At 62.7% G+C, this 16397-nt stretch carries 16 protein-coding genes and 1 pseudogene; 12 read left to right on the forward strand and 5 right to left on the reverse strand.

Annotated features, from left to right (window positions below; all coding sequences use genetic code 11):
* Positions 1 to 73 precede the first annotated feature (73 nt).
* The 7 genes from QEH68_RS04015 to QEH68_RS04045 all read left to right on the forward strand — a co-directional run bounded on the left by QEH68_RS04015 (position 74) and on the right by QEH68_RS04045 (position 8031).
* A complete protein-coding gene (locus tag QEH68_RS04015; RefSeq protein WP_280626665.1) occupies positions 74 to 988 on the forward strand; it encodes a PIG-L family deacetylase in 915 nt (304 codons plus the stop codon).
* Positions 988 to 1911, forward strand: a complete 924-nt coding sequence (locus tag QEH68_RS04020; protein WP_280626667.1) for an ATP-grasp domain-containing protein — start codon at positions 988 to 990, stop codon at positions 1909 to 1911. The genes QEH68_RS04015 and QEH68_RS04020 overlap by 1 nt, the downstream gene beginning before the upstream one ends.
* The gene (locus QEH68_RS04025) at positions 1908 to 3185 is read left to right on the forward strand and encodes a glycosyltransferase family 2 protein (RefSeq protein WP_242703521.1); all 1278 of its coding nucleotides are present in this window, start codon (positions 1908 to 1910) and stop codon (positions 3183 to 3185) included. The genes QEH68_RS04020 and QEH68_RS04025 overlap by 4 nt, the downstream gene beginning before the upstream one ends.
* Positions 3182 to 4285, forward strand: a complete 1104-nt coding sequence (locus tag QEH68_RS04030) for a hypothetical protein (protein ID WP_280626670.1) — start codon at positions 3182 to 3184, stop codon at positions 4283 to 4285. Before QEH68_RS04025 ends, QEH68_RS04030 begins: the two co-directional genes overlap by 4 nt.
* Positions 4286 to 4459: 174 nt before the next feature.
* Entirely contained in the window at positions 4460 to 4672 is a 213-nt protein-coding gene (locus QEH68_RS04035) for a hypothetical protein (RefSeq protein WP_280626672.1), read from the forward strand.
* A gap of 84 nt (positions 4673 to 4756) precedes the next feature.
* A complete protein-coding gene (gene ppc / locus QEH68_RS04040) occupies positions 4757 to 7555 on the forward strand; it encodes a phosphoenolpyruvate carboxylase (RefSeq protein WP_207596258.1) in 2799 nt (932 codons plus the stop codon).
* Positions 7556 to 7725: 170 nt separating this feature from the next.
* Entirely contained in the window at positions 7726 to 8031 is a 306-nt protein-coding gene (locus tag QEH68_RS04045) for a hypothetical protein (RefSeq protein ID WP_280626675.1), read from the forward strand.
* A 31-nt stretch (positions 8032 to 8062) separates the two neighbouring features.
* On the opposite strand, the gene QEH68_RS04050 is transcribed toward QEH68_RS04045, so the two are convergent.
* A complete protein-coding gene (locus tag QEH68_RS04050) occupies positions 8063 to 8707 on the reverse strand; it encodes a DedA family protein (RefSeq protein ID WP_207596259.1) in 645 nt (214 codons plus the stop codon).
* A gap of 54 nt (positions 8708 to 8761) precedes the next feature.
* Between QEH68_RS04050 and QEH68_RS04055 the strand changes: the two genes are divergently transcribed.
* Complete coding sequence (locus tag QEH68_RS04055) at positions 8762 to 9319, forward strand: O-acetyl-ADP-ribose deacetylase (protein WP_207596260.1); 558 nt, start codon at positions 8762 to 8764, stop codon at positions 9317 to 9319.
* A gap of 134 nt (positions 9320 to 9453) precedes the next feature.
* Here QEH68_RS04055 and QEH68_RS04060 read toward each other — a convergent pair.
* Positions 9454 to 10680, reverse strand: a pseudogene (locus QEH68_RS04060) (amino acid permease); the annotation flags it as partial.
* A 100-nt stretch (positions 10681 to 10780) separates the two neighbouring features.
* On the opposite strand from QEH68_RS04060, the gene QEH68_RS04065 reads away from it, so the two are divergent.
* Positions 10781 to 11275: an Lrp/AsnC family transcriptional regulator gene (locus tag QEH68_RS04065; RefSeq protein WP_280626678.1), complete on the forward strand. Its 495-nt coding sequence runs from the start codon at positions 10781 to 10783 to the stop codon at positions 11273 to 11275.
* A 65-nt stretch (positions 11276 to 11340) separates the two neighbouring features.
* Here the strand turns inward: QEH68_RS04065 and QEH68_RS04070 are convergent, their stop codons facing one another.
* The gene (locus QEH68_RS04070) at positions 11341 to 12270 is read right to left on the reverse strand and encodes a pseudouridine synthase (RefSeq protein WP_280627968.1); all 930 of its coding nucleotides are present in this window, start codon (positions 12268 to 12270) and stop codon (positions 11341 to 11343) included.
* 148 nt (positions 12271 to 12418) lie between these two features.
* Here QEH68_RS04070 and QEH68_RS04075 point away from each other — a divergent pair, with 148 nt between their 5' ends.
* Positions 12419 to 13063 carry a helix-turn-helix domain-containing protein gene (locus QEH68_RS04075; protein ID WP_207596261.1) on the forward strand — a complete coding sequence of 215 codons (645 nt, stop codon included), beginning with the start codon at positions 12419 to 12421 and terminating at the stop codon, positions 13061 to 13063.
* On the forward strand, positions 13056 to 13748 hold the full coding sequence (locus tag QEH68_RS04080) for an SRPBCC domain-containing protein (protein ID WP_280626681.1): 693 nt from the start codon (positions 13056 to 13058) through the stop codon (positions 13746 to 13748). The genes QEH68_RS04075 and QEH68_RS04080 overlap by 8 nt, the downstream gene beginning before the upstream one ends.
* A gap of 10 nt (positions 13749 to 13758) precedes the next feature.
* Here QEH68_RS04080 and QEH68_RS04085 read toward each other — a convergent pair whose 3' ends face one another.
* A complete protein-coding gene (locus QEH68_RS04085; protein WP_207596263.1) occupies positions 13759 to 14334 on the reverse strand; it encodes a TetR-like C-terminal domain-containing protein in 576 nt (191 codons plus the stop codon).
* Positions 14335 to 14413: 79 nt separating this feature from the next.
* On the opposite strand from QEH68_RS04085, the gene QEH68_RS04090 reads away from it, so the two are divergent.
* The gene (locus tag QEH68_RS04090; RefSeq protein ID WP_280626683.1) at positions 14414 to 14908 is read left to right on the forward strand and encodes a DUF4188 domain-containing protein; all 495 of its coding nucleotides are present in this window, start codon (positions 14414 to 14416) and stop codon (positions 14906 to 14908) included.
* Here the strand turns inward: QEH68_RS04090 and QEH68_RS04095 are convergent.
* Positions 14905 to 16368 (reverse strand): PLP-dependent aminotransferase family protein, encoded by a 1464-nt coding sequence (locus QEH68_RS04095; RefSeq protein WP_280626684.1) that lies wholly within the window; start codon positions 16366 to 16368, stop codon positions 14905 to 14907. The two genes, QEH68_RS04090 and QEH68_RS04095, sit on opposite strands and share 4 nt — an antisense overlap.
* Between the last annotated feature and the right edge of the window lie 29 nt (positions 16369 to 16397).

Genomic DNA, 16397 nt, shown 5'->3' on the forward strand with positions numbered 1-16397 from the left:
CCCAGTTCACTACTTCTACGGCGGTCTCCGGAGATGGGAACCGTGCTAATTCGCTACGCATTATGGGGGCATTATGGAAGCAACGCTGTTCTCCGTTGCTGGTTTGTTGGGGATTCTGGTGGCTGGCTGGACTTTGGTTCCAGCTGGCCGGAACTGGTTCGCGCGAAAGTTCAGCTCACCGAACAGGCTCCGTTGGACGTTGGCCTGTTTTGGAAGTTTGCTGCTGGTAGCCCTTGCGGGGTGTGCAGTCGGCCGGACGCATCCTTCCTGGCTGAATACGGTGGTTGTGCTTGCCGGTGCAGGGCTGATTGTTGCGTGCCTTGTTGCTCCGGCTTTTCGGATCCGCTACAGGGTGGCTGCCCGGCCTCGAAGAGTGCTCGCCATCGGAGCACACCCCGATGATCTGGAATTGGCCTGTGGGGCCACGCTGGCCAAGTTGTCCGACGCCGGCCATGACGTCAGGACCATGGTGATGAGTAACGGGAGCCAGGGCGGAGACAGCAGAGTCCGCGTAACGGAGGCTGCTGCAGGCTCGGACTTCATGGGCGCCACTGCAGTGCAGGTCCACCACTTCCAAGACACCAACTTGTCCGGGCATGGGCCGGAGATGGTCAAAGCGATCGAGGAGGCCATTGAGGACTTCCGTCCGGACGTTGTCATCACGCATTCCCGCAATGACTACCACCAGGACCACCAAGCGGTCCATAGTGCCACTATGCGGGCGGCGCGGCGGCACTCCTCCATTCTGTGTTTTGAAAGTCCGTCATCCACGCGGCAGTTCGATCCCAGCGTTTTCGTGGACATCGCCGGGTATGTGGACGTAAAAATCCATGCCGTGGGTATGCACCGGGATCAAAAGGGAAAGCCGTACATGAGCGCTGAAAGGGTCCGCAGTCTCGCGGCCTTCCGGGGTTCACAGGTCAAGACCACATATGCAGAGGGTTTTGAACCTGTCCGGTTGCTCGGCTCTGCCGTAGGGGAGTTCTGATGGTGCGCGTGCTGGTGACGGGTGTTGGCGGGCCGGCTGGGGATTCCTTGGCACGTCAATTGGTGGACCAGGGACATTGGGTTCTGGGCGTCGATATGAAACAGGTCCACGCTTCGGCGGCGGACGCCGTGTCTGTGGTGTCACCCTCTAGTGCACCGGGCTACTTGTGGGAACTTCGCGGACTCGTAGCCGCTTATGAGATAGAACTGGTGGTGCCAACCGTCAGCGAGGAACTGGTGATGGTGGCGGAGGCCCGGGATGGTTTCGCTCCGGGAGTCGAGATCCTGATCGCGGACCCGACACCCGTTCGGCTCGCGAATGACAAGTACCTCACCATGAAGTGCCTTGCCAACGCCAATGTGGGGGTTCCGGATTTCGCGTTGCCGGGGGATTTCAGCTCAATCAATGAGGCAATGGCCCGCTTTGGCGGATCCTTGGTGGTCAAGCCCCGGGTATCGCGCGGTGGACGCGGAGTCCAGATCCTGGAAAGGGCTGCCGACGGCGGAAGAAGCGCCGCGCGCATATGGTCCTCATTGGATGATTCCTGGATCGTGCAGCGCTTTGCGCCGGGCGCCGAGTATGCGCCTGTGGTGTTTCGGCCCTGGCAGGAGTCGGAGCAGGACGATCTTGTGGTGGTGCTGGAAAAGACAGAGCTTAAACACGGTCGTATCGGCAACGCGCTCTCGGTCAGGAGAGTGGATACGCCGGAGGCTCCCGATATCGCCCGGATAGCGGAAGCAGCCTCCGCCGCACTGGGCCTGGCTGGTCCCGTCGACGTTGACGTCCGCCGCATGTGGGACGGAACTCCGGTAGTTCTGGAGGTCAACGCCAGATTTGGTGCCAATAGTGCCTTCGCACCGGAACTCCTGGAACGGGTCCTGCGGAGCTATATCCACGGGCCAATGCTCGGACGGACTGTGTGAGTTTGGTTGACGCGGCCATGGTGTTCGTCCAGTGTGGTGGCTTGGTGATCCTGGGTTTCGGAGCGGTCAAGATCGCCTACGTTCCATTGGCCTTGTATTTCAACTGGTTCCACCGTTCCAAAGCTCCAAAGCATCGCTACTCGGTTCTCAGCCAGAGGCCCTTGGTGTCGGTCATCGTCCCCGGCTACAACGAAGCCGTGGTCATCACCAAATGCGTCGAGTCGATCCTGGCGAGCAGGTATCTGCGGCTCGAGGTCATCCTGGTAGACGACGGCTCCACCGATTCCACTGCACGCATCATGGCGGGACTGGCGGAGCAGTATGACAGGGTGCGCTTCCTGTCGCAGACGAACGCCGGGAAAGGGGCCGCCCTCAACAATGGAATCGCCGCAGCGCACGGCGACATCCTGATGTTTGTTGACGCTGACGGGATCTTTGCACCGGACACACTCGTGAACATGCTGGAAGGTTTTGACCATCCAAAGGTCGGAGCGGTGTGCGGCGATGACCGGCCCGTGAACCTGAACCGTGTCCAAACCATGATGCTTGCCGTCCTGAGCCACGTTGGCACGGGCCTGGTCCGCAGGGCTCTCTCCTTGTTGCACTGCCTGCCCATTGTTTCCGGGAACATTGGCGCCTTCCGGAGCGAACTTGTGAGGGAAGTGGGCGGATTCCACGAGGACACCCTTGGTGAAGACCTCGAACTGACGTGGAGGGTCTACAAGGCGGGCTACCGGGTTCGCTTCCAGCCCAGTGCCCTGGTCTACGCTGAGTCGCCCTCCACCATAGGAGGACTGTGGCGCCAGCGTGTGCGCTGGTCGCGCGGGTTGCTGCAAACACTCCGGATGCACATGGGGATGCTCGGGCGGCGTCGTTACGGACTGTTTGGCATGTTCCTGGTGTTCAACGCCATCACCATGGTGGTGATACCCGTGCTGCAACTTGCCATCTTGGCGGTCCTGCCCTTTCTCTACATCGCCGGTGAAGGTCCGGTGCCGGGCCAGGTCTTCGCGATTCTTGGCTGGTTGGGCCTTTTCGTGTCTCTGGCCTTGGTGTGTTTTTCCATTGGTCTTAACCGGTCATGGCGGGATCTGCGATTCCTTTGGACCCTGCCGTTATGGCCCTTCTATTCGGTGTTCGTTGGACTGGCGTTGGCCAGCGCAATCGCCAAGGAGATCCGTGGCACACCGGCCAAATGGAACAAGTTGCAACGCACCGGTGTCATCAGCGTGATTGCTGCCGAGGCCAAAGTCCCGAAAGAGGTGGGCGCGTGAACCGCACAGCCTCAGCGATCGCAGGCGCCCTGCTGGCCTCGACCCTGACGATGGCCTCGTGCGCCGGGGAGCCACTTCCCAAGCCTGCGGACCGCATGGTCAACCTGGGCTTTGAGGACGTGGTGAACAGTGAGCCCGGCTACCTTGCGAAACTCTCAGAACGTTTGGACTCAGTGAATGCCACGGCGGTGTCCATCTCCGTTGGACGCACCGATTGGACAGCTTTCCCATGGCCGGACCAATCCGGGGCGGAGTCCAGTGAGGTTTCCCAGTCAGGACGGGACTTCGTGGCAGAGTCCATCACGGCGCTGGAGACTGCGGATGACGGAAGCAAACGCGATGTCATCCTGACCATCGACGTCTTATTGGACCGCGCGCTGAAGGAAGATCCTGCCCTTGCCGGGAGGAACGTTGACGGGGCGGCATCCGATTCCTTTGCGGGTGTGTGGTCATTGAGGCACGGCGCGGCCGGTACCCGGTTGGCTTCCCTAGCCGCTGCTGTCGCCAAGAAGTACAGGCCCTCGGCAGTGAACCTCACAGAGCTCATGTTCGACGACTTCACTTTCGGCGGCAACGATCTCAAGGACTTCAAAATCACCACCGGCTCCACGGACTGGCCCCGAAACGGTGACGGAACCATCGATACGTCAGACCCACGAATCCATACGTGGCGCAGCGAAGCCATGGCGGACATCGTGCGCAAGGTGAGTGCCGCCGTCGAACCTTATGGTGTCAATCTGGACATGGACGTGCGCTCGCCGCGCGATTCACCGTCCGGGGACCGGGCGGACAGCGGACATGACTACGATCTCCTACTCAAGCAGGTGGACCGGCTTCACGTGTGGGAGTACGTGGGGCTCAACAGCGAACGGTCCCCCAAGACCCGGGAATTGGCTGAAACCATGAACCGCCGCGCGGGTTCCCGCATGTCCTTGTCGGTGGGACTTTGGTCCAATGAGGGCCGGATAACGGCGGGAGAGTTCGGTACAGCTTTGCGGGAGGCGGCGCTCGGCGGGGCCACTTCTGTATCCGTGACGCCCGCCAGTCTCATGGAGGAGCAGCACTGGGGGGAACTGAGGAAGGCCTGGGTGGGGAAGTGAGCACTGTTGAGCCGATTCCCCGCGGAGTACGCTGACCGCATGGGGATGGACACAGTGGTTGCAATCGTTGTCAGTGGTGCCCTGATATGCGGCTCCATTTGGGCTGGCACAGGACTTGTTAAACGGGGTGTTCGCGCGAAGGGGGCAACAGGCACACTGGGTAGTGTCCTCTCGATGATTGAACCTGCCACCGGTGCGCCTACCAGAGTGGAGGCGGCTGCTGCGATCGAAGAAATGCGGCAGCGCAGGCACGAGAAGCTCTCCGCGGGGCCCGGCATGGTGCACGACGAGCTGATGAGTGGCAAGGTGGTCCTGCCCGGGCGGACTGATCAAAAGGTGACGCCAGAATCTGAGACGCATTCCATGGGTCGAGTTCGGGGCGGGTAAGATCCCGTAGGAAACCCTAGTAATCCGGCTCACAGTATCCAGCGCAGTGTACGGGCCAAAACCAGATCCCGAAGGTATGCATCCATGGTTCACACTGCCCCTCAAGACACCGATCTCGCTGCCGAATTGCGCGCCGATGTGCGCCGCGTTTCCACCCTCCTGGGTGAATCGTTGGTTCGCCAGCACGGTCCGGAATTGCTTGCCCTGGTGGAGCAGGTCCGCCTGCTGACCAAGGAGTCCAAGGAAGCCGCGCGCGGCGGTGCTGATGCCACCGGGCCTTGGAGCGCGCACGACGTCGTTGCCCAGGTCCGCGAATTGCTCGCCTCCCTGCCGCTGGACCAGGCGACGGATTTGGTGAGGGCCTTTGCGTTCTACTTCCACCTCACCAATGCGGCGGAACAAGTCCATCGTGTCCGAGGCCTCCGCACCCGGCAGGAAAAGGACGGCTGGTTGGCCAAAGCGGTTTCCGAGATCGCCGGCCAAGCGGGTCCACAGGTCTTGCAGGACGTGATCAACGAGCTCGATGTCCGCCCCATTTTCACGGCGCACCCTACGGAGGCCTCACGCCGGTCCGTGCTGGACAAGGTCCGCAAACTCTCCGATGTCCTTGCCGAGCCCACGGCGGAAGGCACGTCCGCGCGTCGTCGACAGGACCGGCAGCTTGCCGAAATCATTGATCAGATGTGGCAGACCGATGAGTTGCGCCAAGTCCGCCCCACGCCCGTGGATGAGGCACGAAACGCCATCTACTACTTGAACAGCATCCTGACCGACGCCATGCCGGAAATGCTGACGGACCTGTCCGAGCTTTTGGCCGAGCACGGTGTCGCACTCCCGGTGGCCGCCGCTCCACTGCGGTTCGGTTCGTGGATCGGTGGTGACCGTGACGGCAACCCCAACGTCACAGCCGCTGTCACCCGGGAGATCCTGCAGCTGCAGAATCAGAACGCCGTGCGCATCAGCATTGCCTTGATCGACGAACTCATTTCGGTTTTGTCCAACTCCACGGCACTTTTTGGGGCCGACCAGGTACTGCTGGATTCGATCGCCGAAGACCTCAAGAACCTCCCGGGGCTGGACAAGCGCATCCTTGAACTGAACGCTCAAGAGCCCTACAGGCTCAAGCTGACATGCATCAAGGCCAAGCTCATCAACACTGGACGCCGCGTTTCGGCGTCGACGTATCACGAGCCTGGCCGGGACTACGCCACCACCTCCGAGCTGCTGGCAGAGTTCGGGCTGTTGGAGGACTCACTGCGGAACCACTCAGCCGCGCTGGTGGCAGATGGTGCTCTGGCCCGTGTTCGCCGGGCAATCGCAGCCTTCGGCCTGCATTTGGCAACGCTGGATATCCGCGAGCACGCCGATTACCACCACGACGCTGTTGGCCAGCTTGTGGACCGACTCGGCACGGAGAAGCCGTACGGCGACCTCAGCCGTGAGGAGCGCTTTACGTTCCTGGGCGCAGAACTGGCCTCCCACCGCCCGCTCTCCGGGCACCCCATCAAGCTGGAGGGTACTGCCGACGGCACGTATGACGTCTTCCGGAGCATCCGGCAGGCGCTTCACACCTATGGGCCGGACGTCGTGGAGACGTACATCATCTCAATGACCCGGGGCGCTGATGATGTCCTTGCCGCAGCCGTCCTGGCCCGTGAAGCTGGATTGATTGACCTTTTCGGGGCCAAGCCTCACGCCAAGATTGGGTTTGCCCCGCTGCTGGAAACCGTGGAAGAACTGCGCGCTTCTGCCGAGATCGTGGACCAGTTGCTGTCCGATCCGTCATACCGGGAACTTGTCCGTCTCCGCGGCGATGTCCAGGAGGTCATGCTGGGCTACTCCGATTCCAACAAGGAATCCGGTGTGATGACCAGCCAATGGGAAATCCACAAGACCCAGCGCAAACTGCGCGATGTTGCGGCCAAACATGGTGTGCGAGTCCGTTTGTTCCATGGCCGCGGTGGTTCCGTGGGCCGCGGCGGCGGACCAACATACGACGCCATCATGGCGCAGCCCAACGGCGTCCTGGAAGGTGAGATCAAGTTCACCGAGCAAGGTGAGGTCATTTCGGACAAGTACTCCCTGCCCGAACTGGCACGCGAAAATCTTGAGTTGTCCCTTGCAGCGGTGATGCAGGGCTCGGCCCTGCACCGGACTCCGCGTACTTCGGAGGACGAGCGCGAGCGCTACGCGAACGTCATGGAAACCATCTCCGACGCAGCATTCGACCGCTACCGCGCACTGATCGACGATCCCGAGTTGCCGGCCTACTTCCTTGCCTCCACCCCGGTAGAGCAGTTGGGTTCGCTGAACATCGGATCACGCCCGTCCAAGCGTCCGGATTCCGGCGCGGGCCTTGGAGGTCTCAGGGCCATCCCATGGGTCTTCGGTTGGACCCAGTCCCGGCAGATCGTTCCCGGTTGGTTCGGTGTGGGTTCAGGCCTGAAGGCGGCCCGCGAGGCAGGCAACACCGACCAGCTCCTGGAGATGATGGACCGATGGCACTTCTTCCGCTCCGTCATCTCCAACGTGGAGATGACGCTGGCAAAGACTGACATGGAAATTGCCGGTCACTACGTTTCGTCGCTGGTACCGGAGGAACTTCACCGCCTGTTCCACATGATTCGTGACGAATACGAGCTCACCGTGGCCGAAATTGAGCGGCTTACAGGCGAGATCGAGCTCCTCGATGCCCAGCCCACGCTCAAGCGCTCGCTGGAGATCCGCGACCAGTACCTGGATCCGATCAGCTACCTTCAGGTGGAGCTGCTCCGCCGCGTGCGCGAAGAGTCCGTGTCCGGAACCGAGATCGACGAGCGCCTGCAGCGGGCCATGCTCATCACGGTCAACGGTGTAGCCGCGGGCCTGCGCAACACCGGCTAACAAACGCTCACTCACGTCCCTCGGTGTTTCGAGGATCCCTCTCTCACCTTATGAGAGAGGGATCTGCCCAAGGGTGCGGGATGTGAGAGAGGGATCCGCTCAAGGGCGCGGGATGTGAGAGAGGGATCCGCTCAAGGGCGCGGGATGTGGGAGAGCGTTAGGGTGGTGGGATGCCGTCGTTCCAAACCAAGTTGAAGATCACTGGCCTCAAACCGGGGAATGCGCCTGAGTCAGTGATGGCCGCAGCCGTGGAAGCCTTGGAAACCCGCCACCACGTGGAGTCGAACCAGCTGGATATCGTGGGCGGCGTACCCCAGATCAGCCTGCGCTTCACGGTGGTCGACCGCGATTATTTAGGTGAGAACGACGAAGCCCGGACGTCGGCAGCCATGATGCGTGACGCCGTCGAACGCGTGGCCATCACGGGCAGCCTTTACGTATTGCGCCGCAGCCGCGGACGCTGGTCACCGGTCTAACGACGCTGGTCACCGGTCTAAATCGGGGAAGTTACTCGGGCTGGGGTACGTCGCCGGGCTTATCGGCGTTGTACGGTTCGTCAACGGGTGAGCTGCTGCCGCGGCGACGCGTGACGATCAGTCCCACCATCACGCCGATCACCAGGCCTACGGCCACGCCGATGAGTGAACTGGCCCAAAACGGCAGCTTGGTGGTTGAGCCGGTGAAGTAGCCGAGGCCCACTTGCCAGACCGCCCAGAGGACCGCACCCAGGCCGGCGCAGAGGCTGAAACCGCGGACGGAAACGTTGGCAATGCCCGCCGCCGAGGATGTAGCAAGCCGGCCTCCGGGGATGAAGCGTGCGCCGATGATGGCGCCGTAAGTGGAGGAGCGTCCGGCTTTGGCGATGGCCTCGTGGATTCCGCGGTGTAGCCGACGGCCCCACGACCACCGGTCCAGGACATGGCTGATGCGCCGTTTGAAGAGGATAAAAACCGCCATGTCGCCGAGCCAGGATGCCAAGGCGGCGAGGAACAAGATCAGCCAGAAGTTGGCGTGGCCGTCGGCGGCGAGGGCACCGCCGGTGATCACCACCATTTCCGAGGGGATGGGCGGGAAGATGGCGTCGCCCAGCACAATGGGGACGATCCACAGGTAAATCGCGGATCCCCACGTCTCAGGGGCGGTGATGTCCATGGGCACAAGGTACCGCACTTGCCGCATCCGCCGCTCCGGCGCGAGACTGACGCCATGCGAATCGACATTTTGAAGGGGGACATCACCAGTCGCCCGGTGGACGCGATTGTCAATGCCGCCAACTCGTCTCTGCTCGGTGGAGGGGGAGTGGACGGGGCCATCCACAGGGCCGCCGGCCCGGAACTCCTCGCCGCGTGTCGCGAGGTGAGGCGGACGTCGTTGCCGGACGGGCTGCCGGTGGGCTGTGCCGTCGCGACCCCCGGGTTCCGGCTTCCCGCCCAGTGGGTGGTGCATACGGTGGGTCCCAACCGGCATGCGGGGCAGACGGATCCGGCGCTGCTCGCCTCGTGTTTCCACGAAAGCCTGAAAGTCGCGGCCGGTCTGGGTGCCAGGACGGTCGCCTTTCCCGCGATCAGCGCCGGAATTTACGGATGGGACGCCCGTCAGGTTGCCGGGGTAGCGCTCGACGCCGTGAGGTCGTTTTCGTCGTCATCTTCCGGCGGCGTGGCTGCGGACAACCTGCTTGAGGTGGTGGAGTTCGTGCTGTTTTCAGAGGATACGACGGCGGTCTTCCGGGCGGTGTTTGGTTCCTCACCGGGGCCGGACTCCTGACGTTTGCGGCGCTGAACCACGAAATAGAGAGCCGCGACGAGCGCCAACGACGGCAGGCCGAAGATCAACGTCATATTGAAGGCCGAGGTGCCCAGCGTACTGATGCCGATGGAGAGCATGAGCACTGCGCCAAGAATGGTGCCCGCTGGGTAGAAACGGGTCTTGTAGGAGAGCTCCGTTCCGCTGCGCTTCATACTGCGGCGGAAGAACCAGTGGGTGATGAAAATCATGAACCAGGTGAACATGGCACCGAACATGGAAATGGCCATCATGAAGGTGAAGGCTGTCTCCGGGAACATCGCGTAGACCACCGTGGCAACGGCGATTCCGGCCGTGGACAGGACCAGTGCATTCACGGGGGCGCCGTTGGAGCGCAGCTTTCCGAACATGGCCGGGGCGTCCCCGCTGCGGGAGAGGCTGAAGATCATGCGGGTGGAGATGTAGAGCTGGCTGTTCATGGCGGAGAGCGCGGCAATGATCACCACAAAAGTCAGCAGGCTGTCGGCGAAAGGGATGCCCAGGTTTTGCATGACAGTGACGAAGGGGCTGCCGCCGGCAAGGATCTGGCTGACCGGTGCGATCGCAAGGATGAGCGCCAGGGTGACGATGTAGAACAGGAGCAGCCTTGCGATGGTGGTGCGGAAAGCCTTCTTTACTGCTGTTGCGGGGTCCTTTGCTTCACCTGCCGCGATGGCGATCATTTCGATGCTGAGGTAGCTGAAGATGGACACGATCACGGCGAACCAGGTGCCGGACAGGCCATTGGGGAAGAAGCCGCCTTCGGCGGTGTAGTTGTGGAAACCAGTGCCCTCCGTACGGGCGCCGAACACGATGTAGGCGCCAAGCACAATGAAGGCGATGATCGCGAAGACCTTGATGCTGGAGAACCAATACTCCAGGGTCCCGAATACCTTCACGTTCATGGTGTTCACGCCGATCAGCACTGCGGAGAAGAAGATGACCCATAGCACTGATGGAACGTCCGGGAACCACAGCTTCATGTATTCGCCAACGGCCGTTACTTCAGTTCCCACAGCCAGCACAATGCAGGACCAATACATGTACTTGACCAGGAACCCGGCCAGCGGGCTCACGTAGTGCTCGGCAAAGGCACCGAACGAGCCTGACGTGGGGTGTGCCACCGTCATCTCGGACAAACTGCCCATGAGCAGCAGTGCGATCAGCCCTCCAATGGCGTAGCTGATGATCACGCTGGGACCGGCAAGGCCGATGGCAAACTTGCTCCCCAGGAACAGTCCTGTGCCGATAGCACCGCCCAGCGCGATCATGGTCATCTGGCGGGAGGTGAGCTGCCGTTTAAGCCCACCTTCACGTGCCTGGATCTTGTCGAAACTGCCCATCGCGACCTCCTCGTCGATTCTGCAAATCGCTCCAAGATAGAATCCAGCTCAAGGCAGAACAAGGATTTCGAAGCATCACGAGAATATTGGAGGTGTGTTCGTGTCGGATTCACCCACAACGCGTACATGGGGAGCGGTTCCGAACCGGGTTCGGCTCGACGAAACCGACCGGCTGATCCTCAAAGAACTCATGGCCGACGCCAGGATCCCCAACAACGTGCTCGCCTCGAAGGCGGGCATCGCGCCCTCCACGTGCCTCGGACGGGTCCGGGCACTGCGGGACGCCGGGATCATCCGGGGTTTCCACGCTTCGGTGGACCTGGAAGCGCTGGGGTTCCTGGTCTACGCGCTGATCTCAGTGCGCGTGAATCCGCAGGCAAGGAACAAGATGCTGGCCATCGGCCAACGGTTGAGGGCGCTGCCGAACGTCCAGAGCGTCTTCCTGCTGGCCGGGGACCAGGACTTCCTCATGCATGTGGCCTGCGGGACGCCCAAGGAACTCCGGGACTTCATTGCGGTTCACCTGGCCTCGGATCCGGCTATCGCGAACACTCAAACAAACCTGGTCTTCGACCACCTGACGCCGGGGGACTGACGCAGCCGCCGGGGTCCTGCACCGGGCCGCGCGGAACAAGTGCCGGAAAGACCCGCGCCAGGTGCTCAAGCGTGGGCTTCGCTGAGCTCCAGCTGGCTCCGGTATTCCACGGGTTGTTTGGTGATGGGGTCAACGAACCGGATGCCGCGGGCCAGGAGCTGGAGCGGCTTGCTGTAATCGTCCGGGGCCTTGTCCAGCAGGTCCGGGTAGAAGGCATCGTTGACGATGCCCAGGCCCAACGACGCCATGTGGGCGCGAAGTTGGTGCGTTTTTCCGGTGTGGGGTTCCAAGCGGTACAGCGCGCGTCGGTGAGTACCGGCGTCGAACGTTGTTGTTTGTTCGATCCGCGTTTCGGCGTTCGGTTCGCCGTCGATGACTTCGGCGAGCAGATAGCTGCGGGACTTGGTCATGCGGTTGCGGACCACCGTGGGGAACTCGACGGCGGGATAGCCTGCGGCGGGCGTCGCGGCAGAGACGCACTCGTATTCCTTCTGGACCTGGCGCTTCTCGAAGAGCACCTGGTACTTTCCCCGGGTGTCCGGGTTGGTGGACAGCAGGAGGAGGCCGGCGGTCATGCGGTCAAGGCGGTGCATGGGGATGAGGTCCGGGAGGTTCAGGAGGTTCCGGAGCCGGACCAGAGCGGATTCCTGGATGTAGGTCCCGCCGGGAGTGGTGGGGAGGAAGTGTGGCTTATCCACCACCAGGATGTGTTCGTCCTGATGCAGGATGTTGATATCCACCGGCAGCCGTGTCTCCGGCGGCAAGGTCCGGTAGTACCAAATGAAGGTGTGGTCCTCCAGTTTGGTGTTCCGGTCCAGCGGCACGCCGCCCTCGCCTACGATTTCGCCGGCATCGAAACGGTCCTCAATGCCTTGGGGGTCGATATGTCCCCAACGATGCATCATGTAGTCCATGGCGGTGGTCCACGGCCCCTCGTCCGGGAGGCGGAGGCGGGTCGCATTCACGCCGTCGCGCACGGGGAGGGGGGATTGCATCACCGGACAATTCTACCGGCTGCGTTGTGGGGCCCGCTCTGCGTACTTTGGCCGCGCTGAAGCGTGCAGAGCGGGTCTCACAACCAGCCCACAACCGACGAGAAAAAAGTTCTTGACAATAAAAGTTGTCGGTAAGCATACTTGAAGCATGTTGGACATCGAAGTGATCGAGGACCCCGCCGCGGCGGAAGCGTCGCTGGACCCGATCCGCACCCGCATCCTCCGCGAGCTCGCCGAGCCCGCGTCCGCCACGCAGCTGGCGCTCAAGGTCGGCCTGCCGCGGCAGAAGGTGAACTACCACCTGAAAGCGCTCGAACGGCACGGATTGGTGGAACTGGTGGAGGAGCGTCGAAAGGGCAATGTCACCGAACGTGTGGTGCGTGCGACGGCGGCCTCCTACCTGATCTCGCCCGTCGCCTTGGCATCTGTGGCGCCGGACCCTCGACGTTTTGCGGACCGCTTCTCCGCGTTTTGGCTTCTCTCCCTTGCCTCGCGCACCGTGCAGGAAATGGGCAAGCTCATCTCCGGCGCCGCCGTGGCGAAGAAGAAGCTGGCCAGTTTCGCGATCGACGGCGAGATCACCTTCCGCTCTGCGGCGGAACGCGCAGCGTTCGCCGAAGAGCTCGGCGTGGCGGTGACCCAACTGGTGGATAAGTACCACGACGGCGGTGCTGCCGCGGAGGCGGGCGGGGCACGCAAGCACCGGCTCGTCGTCGTGCTTCACCCCGCGCTGAAGACGCAACACGAGCCCCCAGCAGATCCAATAGCAGAAAAGGACCAAGGCAATGACTGACAACCGGAGATTCGACATCGTGGCGGATACTGAACTGCCCGGCACCCCCGAGCGGGTATGGAATGCTGTCACGGCGGACACGGCCGCTTGGATGTTCCCCACGGATCAGTGGCCCGACGTGAAGACCACCGAGGAGTTTCCCACGCACTTGGTGTCCCGGATGGATGGCCCGGACGGCTGGTTCAACCAGTTGGAGCACGTCTTGGAGCCGCTCGACGGTGGCCGTGCCAAGCTGCATTACGTCCACAGCGGCATCTTCGCCGATAACTGGGACGAGCAGTACGACGGCGCCAGCAAGCATACGGAGTTCTACCTCCACACGTTGGGCCAGTACCTGCAGTACTTCGATGGCAAGCCCGTAGTGTTCACCGACATCCAGGCGCCCGCTTCTTCACAGACCCCCGAAGGGTTTGTGCAGCTGAAGAAGGCCTTGGGTGTGGAGGATGTTGATGCCGGCTCGCGATTCGACCTGAACGTGGACGGCGTGGGGCAGCTGAGCGGCGAAGTGGATTTCTCCAATGAGAACTTCCTGGGACTGCGGACCGGCGACACCCTTTACCGCTTTTTTGGCCGGAATGCTTTCGGCGCTCCCGTTGGCATGACCGTGCACGACTTCAGCGGCTCCGGCGACTCGGAGCTCACGGCGAAGGCCTGGGGCGGATTCCTGCAGAAGGTCTACTCGTAGGCGGACCGGGTTAGGCGGCCCAGGCCCGTGCCACGGATTCCAGGGCCGCCTCGTAGATTCCAGCCCAGTCCGTTGCGGGGTCATTCATTTGAGCCAGCTCGAGGCTGACCAGCCCGTGGACCTGACCCCAAATGGCCATGGCCACCATGGTGGGATCGTCGCTTCGGAGCCTGCCGGCTGACTGGGCAGCCACCACCGCCTCCACCAAGGGGAGCATTGAATCCGAGGCGACGTCCGGCGTCGGGCTGCAGTCAACGTAGCCGGCCAACGCGCCACCGAACATGAGCCGGTACAACGCCGGATGTTCCAAGGCCCACACTCGGTAGGCGCGCCCAAGCTCCAGCAGTCCGCCCTTGGCGGCCTCCTTTTGGGACTGGCCGAAGGACCGAAAACCGTCGTCGACGGCGGCCGTCAGCAGCTGCGCCTTTCCGCCGAACAGCGAGTAGATGGCCGTGGTGGAGGTCTCTGCCGCCGCTGCGACGTCCCGAAGGGTGACGCGGGCAGGACCTTCGCGGTCCACAAGGTCTGCAGTGACCGCCAGGAGACGCTGCTGGACGTGCTGATCATGAACGACGGGTCTTGCCATGCCCTCAAGTCTTTCATAACATTGTTCCATAACAGCGTTATGAAACTGGCAACCAGGACCGCATCCAGGAAGGCTTCACATGGCACAGGAGATTTTCCCCGGCCGCTTCACGGCGGACATCGAGCGCGACACCGTGACCGTTTTCCTCATCGGGATGCGCGCCAACCGGTGGTGGAAGATGGGCCGTGTGGCGAAGGTTGCCTCGGCCATGCCCGCCATGATGCGGCACCTCGCAGAAAACCCCGAGGCTGGACTGCTCGGCAATGAGCAGTGGTTCGGGCGGACCACCATGCTGCTCAGCTACTGGGAAAGCCCCGGGCATCTTCGCGCATTTGCTGCCGACAAGGATTCGCCGCATCTGGGTCCGTGGCGGAAATTCATGAAGGAAATTGCGGGCAGCGGCGACGTCGGTGTGTGGCACGAAACGTACCAGGTTCCGGCGTCGGGCATTGAAGTGGTTTACAACGGGATGCCACTGTTCGGATTAGCCAAGGCAACCTCGCATGTCCCAGTGGGACCCGGCAGCAACACGGCGAAGCAGCGCATGGGCGGGACCCGGAGTACTGCGGCTTAGGCAACCGCGACGACGGCGGGTCGCCCGGCCTTGAGGGTACGGCGCAGGTGGGGGGCGGCGTCGAGCTTGTCCTGGGCGGTGCGGAGCGCACCGACGGCAGACTCCAACTGCGCGGGCGGCAAGGTGTAGGGCACGCGCAGGTAGTGCTCGAACGCTCCGCCCACTCCAAAGCGCGGACCGGCGGCCAAGCGGAGCCCGAAGTCAGGTGCGAGCACCGTCAGCGCCGTGCTGCACGGCGAGGGAAGCCGGCACCAGGCGGTGAGTCCGCCCTGTGGTCGCTCCACCTCCCACGATGGCAAGTGCTCGGCCAGTAAGTCCAACAGCGATTCCCTGTTGCGCCGGAGTTCCTCCAGCCGGGCGTCCAATGGCTCCGAGAAGGACCTGATCAGGCGCGCAGCCGCCAACTGTTCCACCACAGGACCCCCCAAATCCATGACGGTCCTCGTCGCAACAAAACGGGTGATCATCGCTTCATCGGCCCGGATCCATCCGGTCCTGAGGCCTGCCCAATGCGATTTGCTCAGCGACCCAATGGAAACCACCGAGGGGCTGAAGGACGACATCGGAGCCGTACGGACGCCGTCGAGGTTCAAACCCCGCAACGTCTCATCCACCACCAGCACCGTCCCGGACGCAGTTGCAGCGCGCACCAACCGCCGCCGCTGCAGATCCGACATGATGCGTCCTGTTGGATTGTGGAAGTCCGGCACGAGGTAGGCCATGGCGGGCCGCTGCTGGTTCATCGTGGACACCATCGCGTCGATGTCCCAGGCAGGAGATGTACTCGACTCTATGACGGGTAACGCCACCGGCAGCGGTTTGCAGCCGGCGGAGCGGATGGCGTCCAGCGCGTTGGGATAGGTGGGGTGTTCCACCAGGACCCGGTCCTGTTTACCGGCGAGCGTCCGCAGCACGATGTTGAGGGCATGCTGGGCGCCGGAGGTGACCAGGATCTGGCCAGCTGTGGTGGGCACGCCCTCGGCGGTATATTTTTCCGCGATGGCTTCACGCAGGGCGGGTACGCCGACGGAGTCGTACCCAAAGCCCGGCAAGAGTGCCGGCAGCTCGGTCAGTGCCTCCGCGAATGCCCGATGCACCACTTCTCCGGCGGCGGGCAGCGATGCATAGGCGAGGTCCAGCAGCCCCTCCGGAACGGCAAGCCCGGGCGCGCTGACGGGCACCGTGCGGTGCGGGATGCAGGTCCTGCCGCGGCTGCCCTGCCCGGCAGTGAGGAAACCCTGCTCGCGCAGGCTCGCATAGGCGGCGGTGACAGTGGTGCGACTGAGGCCAAGCGTCTGGGCGAGTGCCCGTTCGCTGGGCAGCGCGACGTCCAGTGGGATGCGCCCGTCCATCACCAGCAACCGCACGACGTCGGCCAACTCGCGGTAGGCAGGCAGGGCGCCGGAGTTCCAAGAGCCCAGCAGGCGGACGAGTGCAATGGGATTCAGTGAGCCGGACATAAGACCAGTATTCCAAACTGGCTATGGAA

This window comes from Paenarthrobacter sp. OM7 (assembly GCF_029873575.1).
Taxonomy (GTDB): Bacteria; Actinomycetota; Actinomycetes; order Actinomycetales; family Micrococcaceae; genus Arthrobacter.